Annotated in this window: 7 protein-coding genes; 4 read left to right on the top strand and 3 right to left on the bottom strand. The window is 32.2% G+C overall.

Translation table 11 applies throughout. From position 1 onward, the window contains the following. Positions 1 to 343 precede the first annotated feature (343 nt). From pheT to F555_RS08800, 3 genes are all read right to left on the bottom strand, one after another. Entirely contained in the window at positions 344 to 2,014 is a 1,671-nt protein-coding gene (gene pheT / locus F555_RS0100290; protein ID WP_018153235.1) for a phenylalanine--tRNA ligase subunit beta, read from the bottom strand. A 22-nt stretch (positions 2,015 to 2,036) separates the two neighbouring features. Beyond that, entirely contained in the window at positions 2,037 to 3,086 is a 1,050-nt protein-coding gene (gene purM / locus F555_RS0100285) for a phosphoribosylformylglycinamidine cyclo-ligase (protein WP_018153234.1), read from the bottom strand. 82 nt (positions 3,087 to 3,168) lie between these two features. Next, complete coding sequence (locus tag F555_RS08800) at positions 3,169 to 4,092, bottom strand: damage-control phosphatase ARMT1 family protein (protein WP_018153233.1); 924 nt, start codon at positions 4,090 to 4,092, stop codon at positions 3,169 to 3,171. Between the two features lie 818 nt (positions 4,093 to 4,910). Between F555_RS08800 and F555_RS08795 the strand changes: the two genes are divergently transcribed. From F555_RS08795 to F555_RS0100260, 4 genes are all read left to right on the top strand, one after another. Beyond that, the gene (locus tag F555_RS08795; protein ID WP_018153232.1) at positions 4,911 to 5,267 is read left to right on the top strand and encodes a hypothetical protein; all 357 of its coding nucleotides are present in this window, start codon (positions 4,911 to 4,913) and stop codon (positions 5,265 to 5,267) included. 16 nt (positions 5,268 to 5,283) lie between these two features. After that, positions 5,284 to 6,438, top strand: a complete 1,155-nt coding sequence (locus F555_RS0100270; protein ID WP_018153231.1) for a molybdopterin oxidoreductase family protein — start codon at positions 5,284 to 5,286, stop codon at positions 6,436 to 6,438. 58 nt (positions 6,439 to 6,496) lie between these two features. Further along, positions 6,497 to 7,636: a Coenzyme F420 hydrogenase/dehydrogenase, beta subunit C-terminal domain gene (locus F555_RS0100265; protein ID WP_018153230.1), complete on the top strand. Its 1,140-nt coding sequence runs from the start codon at positions 6,497 to 6,499 to the stop codon at positions 7,634 to 7,636. 105 nt (positions 7,637 to 7,741) lie between these two features. Beyond that, on the top strand, positions 7,742 to 8,118 hold a 377-nt coding region (locus tag F555_RS0100260), incomplete at its 3' end, for a F420-dependent methylenetetrahydromethanopterin dehydrogenase (RefSeq protein WP_018153229.1).

Here is an 8,118-nt window from a genome sequence, read left to right as displayed (position 1 = left end):
TTATTTAAAACTTTTTATCTCGAACCTATGATCTGGAGCTCCATATATAAAGACGTGCGACTTGATAATTGGTTTTATTTTCTAAAATAAAGAACATGCAGTTGCATAAACAAAAAAATAAACAATATTTGTAAGGAAAACATGATAAAACCGTCTCTAACACCATGACTAAACAATATCTTTATAAATTATTAAATCTAAATATATACAACAATCATAAAACGTGATCGGTTCGAGATTGGTAATCTATGCTTGTATTTGAAAAATAAAAACAATAAACAAATAAAATTAAAAAATAATGAAGACTATTAAAGATAGATAAAAAATTTAAAAAAATAAACTATTATTCTATTTCTATCTCAAATGCAACAACTGGATGCTCCAATCCAAAGTTTAAAATGACCTCAGGATGTAGTTCCCCAAAGTAACCTACTACTCTACCATCACTTACATTTACGATTTTAGCACATCTTCCGGTTATGAATGAAGGATGTTCGTAGTTCTCTAACTCGTATTCAATCCCTATCTCCCTTAAAAGCGCTTCTGTGTAGCTTTTTATCTCGTTGAAGTTTGCTGTTGGGTGTGTAACAGCTGAAGCCACCTTCTTAATATTCTTACACTTTGTTTCAGATGATTCATTTTCATCAATTATAACACAGTCTCCAACTTCGAATATTTTTTGAGGGAGCTCGTTGTGTTTGTTTATCAACAAAGTTTCTAAAAGTAAAGGCATCACTGAGCTCCTTACAACCCTATGTTCTATTGATGCAGGTTTTAAAACTTCTACGTATTCATTTTCATCGACTTCAATTCTCATGTTTTTAAATAGTATGTCCTGGTTGGATAATGTCAAGTTCATGACTTCATAAAATCCAAGTCCAGTCATTATATTTCTTATGTTGTCGCATTTCTTTTCAAGTGGGTTCTTTTCCCCAATTGTAGCAACTTTAGGGAATTTTCCAGCAAATTTCTCATATCCATAGTTTATGGCAACTTCTTCAGCAAAATCGACTTCATGTAGCATATCAACCCTGTATGCTGGAACTGCAACTTTTATGTTACCATTTTCAAACTTTGCATCCAGTCTGGCTTTTTTAAAGGCGCTGATAATCTCTCCAATATTTAGATTCAATCCAAGTTTTTTATTTATAAATTCAGGAGAGACTTCTTTAATTTCAGGGTTTAGATTTGGATACTTGACTGGTTCTGATTTATTGTTTATATAATTCATCTTTACAGAAAATATTGTTCCCCTTCTTTCTGCAAGAGCTGTAACTATGATGTTTAATGTATTTTCAACAGCCTCTTTTTCTGTACCTGTAACATCAATTAACAGGTTTCTTGTTTCGGTAGTGACCTTTGTTAGATTTCCGTTTATTATTGGCGGCATTGAAAGGACATTTCCATTCTTGTCAAGTATGATTGGATATCTATCGTCTTTTATTAAGTGTGCATATTTTATTCCTTTCTCATGTTTCTCCAATATCTCTTCAGGAGTCATTTCTTCCTCATACCCTAATGGAACAAATTTTAATTCGTCCCCTTTGATCTCCTTGTAATAGAATGGGGCCTCAACCTTGTCAAAGTCGTGTATCCCTATGGCAAGTTTTTTTCTATCCCTTCCAATAGCCCAGTGCAACTTCTCTTGAAGGTTAATGATACTTTCTAAAACAGCATCATCGATTAAAACATTTTTAACTATTGCAAATGCTATGTATGGTCTTGTTTTGTTTTCTTCAACAAAGATCTCAACGTCAGAATCATATACGTCATACCTTGGTAAACCAGTATCTATTCCCATGAAACCTCTGAATCCCCTTGCAAGACCTTCGACACTTAAATAATCTGGCCTGTTTGGGTTTATAGAAAATTGAACAATTTTATTCCCTTCCTCTTCAAATATGTCCTCTACCTCTACGCCCATCATAGGAAACTTATCTTCAATAAGTCTATCCGATAATGACATATTTACTAATCTCTCAAGATCCGCTTTATTTACGTTTATTGTTGGCATAATTCCACCTGTTATGAAATATTTATTCCATTATCATTTCTTTGCCTTTGTATTTAACTACAACTTTACCGTCTGTAATTTTTTCTCCATCGTACTGGTCTTCAATTCTTCCAATAACAAAGGCAGGTATATTGTACTGGTTTGAAATCTCAATGACTTTTTCTGCATCTTCTTTATCCACAATTACGCAGAAACCAATACCCATGTTAAAGGTTTTGAACATTTCTTCATCTGAAATATTGCCCAGCCTTTGTATCTCTTTGAATACTGGTGGAATTTCTGGAAGATTATCAATTAAATAGCATACATTCTTGTTCAATCTTTTTAATTTTCTAAATCCTCCTCCAGTAACGTGAGCCAATCCTTTAACTTCCAATTTTTTTATCATTTCTAAAACAGGTTTAACATAAATTCTTGTTGGAGTTAGGAGCTCCTCACCTACAGTTTTCCCATGGGAGAGCTCGGTGTTTATATCCATACCTGCAATTTCAAAGAATACCTTTCTTGCAAGGGATAATCCATTGCTGTGTATTCCGCTACTTCTAAGTCCTACAATTACATCTCCTTTTTTTACCTTTTCTCCAGTTACTATTTCGTCCTTTTTTACAATGGCTAAAACAGTACCTGCAATATCAATTCCTTTAATCATGCTTGGAAGGGATGCAGTTTCTCCGCCTATTAGATTTATATTGGATTCTCTTATTCCTCTTTCTAAACCTCTACCTATCTGCTCAGCTATTTCTTCGTTTATATCTTCAACAGCCATATAGTCAACAAGTGCTACAGGTTCTGCCCCAATACAAATGGCATCGTTTACATTCATTGCTATCATGTCTATAGGTACAGTATCAAATTTATTGGCCATTTCAGCCACTATCATCTTACTTCCTACTCCATCGGTACATAAAACTAAATAATAATCACCAAATTCAATGGCTCCTGCATAATGTCCTTTTAAATCTGCTGCAGGTTTTATGTCGTCAGTTCTCTGGAACTTTATCTGGGACATAAGTGCTTTTATAACTCTGTCTTCCTTGTAAATATCAACACCAGCGTCTTTGTATGTTACCAAAATACCACCTACTAATTTTAAAATATATAAATAATATGATTGTTTGACAAAAGAAAGAACGTTCTAATTTATTTTAATAATTTTATAAATATACATTGCCCTTTAAAAGTATGTTGTCGTCCACATCAACATCTTTGGAGCTCAGTGAAGAAGATTTTAAATACTTAAGGTTTTTAAGACTATCAGCAATTGGCCTACATTTTGCCTTGAATATGTAGTATATTGGTTGTTTAATTTTACCTTCGTACTCGGTCAAACTTTCATAGTTACCCATACCTTTTGCTATGACTATATCTGAGCTCTCAAATTCTTTTAAAAATTCTTCTGAACATTCTTCAAATCTTGTACCTATGACGTCAGTACCACTTGTTATAACTTTAGCTACTTTATCCAATCCGGCAACTTTGGCATCTTCTAAAGTAGCATCGTTTAAAATAGGCTTTCCTTTAACTGCTATAACTACGTCGCAGTATTTTTTTATCTCTTCAATTAACGGTTTATCAAAAACTATTTCCCCGGCGTTATCAGTAATATAAAAGACTTTTTTTGATTTCTTCAAATCTTCTAAGAGCTCTTTACTGTGATCTATCTTTAATTCACCTTCAAGTGTACTTTTTATTTTCTCTTCAATATCGATACCTGTACTGTATGGTCCAAAGTCAATTACATTACCTGCAATACTTACCAATACTTTCATTTTTAACCTTTCCAAGTCATCCTCAATATCAACTTTTTCCATGATCTTATCCAAGTATTTAAGAGCAAGTTTATTTGCAGAATCCTTTAACTTACGGTACGGGTCTTCATTTTTGCTTATATTTTTTAAATATCTGTGGACTGCGGTTCCCATCCATGCAGGAACTGCATCTTCATGATATTCTTCTTCTATTTTATTTAAACAGGATTTTATTAACATAAGTTGTTCTCTTTCATCGTCGGTTATCTCTCTTGCAGCATCAACAACCTGTCTTGTAATACATATTGCACATTCTGGTTTAATCTTCAAAATATCACCATAAATCAGTAATAGATAAATTTTTAATCCAATAAAGAAGTTGATAAAATATCTTTATAGATGCTTATAATATACTTATAATATCCTATAAGATTTTTATTTTTCTTTTTGTTAGTAGTTTGCTTCTCAATTCAGTTGTTTTGGTTATTTTGATTGTTTAGGACATATTTATGAGTTTATTGTTTTTTATTTTTATAATTTTTTATGATATGGTTTCTATTGTTTATATTTTTGATTGTTTAGGACATATTTATTATTACTTGCTATAGAAATTGAAATAGTTGTCAACATATGTTTTATATTTAGTTGTTTTTTGTGAATTTTATTAAAATTAGTTGAATAATCTACGATTATTCAACTTCCCTGCAACCTACGGTTGCAGTTGATATTTATATGTTTCGAAATTCTTGAATAATTGTAAAATGTTTATGCTTCAAATTTTAAAATAATCCATCTTTCTTAAATTTATTGGAGTATATTTCAATATTTAACGCAAACTATTATATTTTTCATTTTTGACAAATTTAAACTTTTCAATATATAAATTAATTTCAATATTTTTAAAATATATTTAGATATGCAATTAGTTTATACGATTTTTTACCTACGGTCCAAATTCAACGCCTCATTTATCGCAATAACTTTTCCCTGTCTATTAAAATTTTATTGGAAAATAAGTATCAACTCATTTAGTAATACTTTTTAAAATTTTATATTATTATAATATTAAAAATTTAAATTAAATAGTAAATTTTATATACGATTATTAAAATTATTATTAATACATGCGTAGGGAGATGGTGATAATTATGAATATGAATATAGGTATTAAAAAGTTAAAATTGATAAGACCAACAGAAAATCCAAAAAATGCGAACTTAGAATTAAATGTGGATTGGGATATTGAATATAAAAAAATAAGTAAAAACTCATTTGAGTACATATGCAATTTAAAAATGGAGGGGGGATTCCAAACATCATTTGTTGTTGAAGGGATTGTAGAGTTTGAAGAAAGTATCAATCATATTTCAGAGAATATCTCACAATCAATAGTAGATAAGTTATTTCAAATTTTAGTAAATATGATAAATCTAACAAAAGAAATGCATATTGAAGTCAAAAATTTCCCACTCGTGGAAATTCCAGCTCAAAAGGTTGTATCATAAAATAAAGGGTGAGAAGGTGAAAATTGTACATGCAATATGTCCAAGTTGTAGTGTTGGATGTGGAATAGATTTGATTGTTGAGAATGGAAAAGTTGTAGGAACTTATCCATATAAAAGGCATCCAATAAATGAAGGAAAGAACTGTTTAGACGGAAAAAATTGTTATAAAATCATAAATCATGAAGAAAGATTAAAAAAACCATTAATTAAGAAAAATGGAGGGTTTGTTGAAGTTAGTTGGAACGAGGCTTTAGAGTTAATAGCAAATAAACTAAAAAATCATGACTCAAAAGATATTGGTTTTATTGCTTCTGGAAAATGCACAAATGAAGACAACTATGCATTAAAAAAGTTTGCAGAAGCTCTTGGAGTTGAAAATATTGGACATTGTATATGCAACTCCCCAAAAGTCAGTTTGGATAAAGAAATTGCGTCAATTGATGATATTGAGAATGCAGAAGTTATTTTAATATTTGGGGACGTATTTGAGTGGAATGCCCTAATTGGAAGAAAAGTAATTAAAGCAAAAGATAAAGGAGCTGAAGTTATTACTGTTGATAGGGTAGAGAAAGAAATAACCAAATTAAATTCAGATGAGTTTATAAAGGTTAATGACTTTGCGGAATTTTTAAGCAATCCCAATGATGAAATAGTAAAGAAGCTCAGTGAAAAAAACTCAATTATAATATTTAATGCCCTAACGAAAGAGGAAGAATGTGATTTAGCATATAAATTGGCAGAAAAAACAAATAGTAGAATATTGCCAATTGCAAAACATTGCAACACCGTTGGAGCAACAATGGTGGGTGTTCCAGCGTTAAATAAGGATGAGGTAATAAACTTAATAAAAAGTGTCAAATGCCTCTACATCATGGGTGAAAATCCAGCATTAATTGATAATGAAGCATTAAAAAATGTTGAATTTTTGGTTGTTCAAGACATTATAATGAGCGAAACCGCAAAACTTGCTGATGTAGTGTTGCCTTCGGCATGTTGGGCAGAAAAAGGGGGAACATTCATCAATACTGAGAGAAAAACTCAAAAAATAAATAAAGCAGTAAATCCACCAGAGGATGCGTTGGAGGATTGGAGAATAATAAAAAATCTTGCTGAGAAAATGGAAATTAATTTGGGATTCAACTCAATTGAAGACATCCAAAAGAATCTCTAATTTTAATCTCCGGATAAAAATGATGGAAAGGGAAAAATCCCATCAAAAGGGTGGTATCATGGATAAATACATTTTAATTCAAGCTACTGATGAAGAAATCTTAAAACAGGCAGAATGTGGGGGGGCAGTTACCGCACTGTCTAAATATTTATTGGATAAAAAACTTGTTGATGGAGTCTTGGCATTAAAGAGGGGGGAGGATATTTATGATGGAATCCCAGCGTTCATAACGAGCTCAGAAGAATTGATTGAAACTGCAGGTTCTCTGCACTGTGCTCCAACGAACTTTGGAAATTTGATAAAGAACTACTTAGCAGATAAAAAGATTGCCGTTTCTGTTAAACCTTGTGATGCCATGGCAATAAGGGAATTAGCAAAGTTAAACCAAATTAACTTGGATAATGTTTATATGATTGGTTTGAACTGTGGAGGGACCATAAGTCCAATAACTGCAATGAAGATGATTGAACTATTTTATGGAGTAAATCCCAAGGACGTTGTAAAGGAGGAAATTGATAAAGGAAAATTCATCATTGAGTTGAAGAATGGGGAACATAAGGCAATAAAAATCCATGAGTTGGAAGAAAAAGGCTTCGGAAGGAGGGAGAATTGTCAAAGATGTGAATTAAAAGTCCCGAGAAATGCGGATTTAGCATGTGGGAATTGGGGGGCAGACTCAGGATGGACGTTTGTTGAGATTTGTTCAGAGAAAGGAATGGAGCTCATTGAGGATGCTGAAAAAGAGGGATACATAAAAACCAAAAAACCATCTGAGAAAGGCATTGAAATTAGGGAAAAAATAGAAAACAACATGATTAAACTCGCTAAAAGTTTCCAAAAGAAACAACTTGAAGAGGAATATCCAAATATTGAAAGATGGAAAGAATATTGGAATAGGTGTATTAAATGTTATGGATGCAGAGACGTATGCCCAATCTGTTTCTGTGAGGAGTGTAAATTGGAGAAGGACTATGTTGATGAGAAAGGCAAAATCCCACCAAACCCAATAATGTTCCAAGGGATTAGATTGTCCCATATTTCCCAAAGTTGCATAAACTGCGGACAGTGTGAGGGCGTCTGTCCAATGGAAATTCCACTTGTACATATATTCCACAGAATGCAGTTAAAACTTAGAGATACTTTTGATTATGTGCCGGGGGTTGATGACAAAATGCCACCGTTGTTCGATTTTGAATAGTGGTATTGATACATTATTTTTTATTTGGTATAAATAATAAATTATATATATTTAATATTATGATTTACTACTATACAAAATTTTAATATGAAGAAAGGTGATACGATGGTTGTGAAAGTAGGAATTATCAAGTGTGGGAATATCGGGATGTCTCCAATTGTGGACTTAGCATTGGATGAGAGGGCAGATAGAAAAGATATAGATGTTATAGTTTTAAGCAGTGGGGCAAAGATGGGGCCAGAGCAAGTGGAAGAAGTAACTACAAAAATGGTAAATGAAGTAAAACCAGATTTTATAGTTTACATAGGACCAAACCCAGCTGCACCAGGTCCAAAAAAAGCAAGAGAAATTTTAAGTAGCTCAGATATTCCTGCAGTAATTATCGGTGATGCTCCAGGTTTAAAGGCAAAGGACGAAATTGCTGAACAAGGGCTGGGGTATATCATTATAAAATGCGACCCAATGATTGGTGCAAGAAGACA

This window comes from Methanothermococcus thermolithotrophicus DSM 2095 (assembly GCF_000376965.1).
Classification (GTDB): Archaea; AGJL01; Methanococci; order Methanococcales; family Methanococcaceae; genus Methanothermococcus; species Methanothermococcus thermolithotrophicus.
This window is presented reverse-complemented; position numbering and strand designations above follow the sequence as displayed.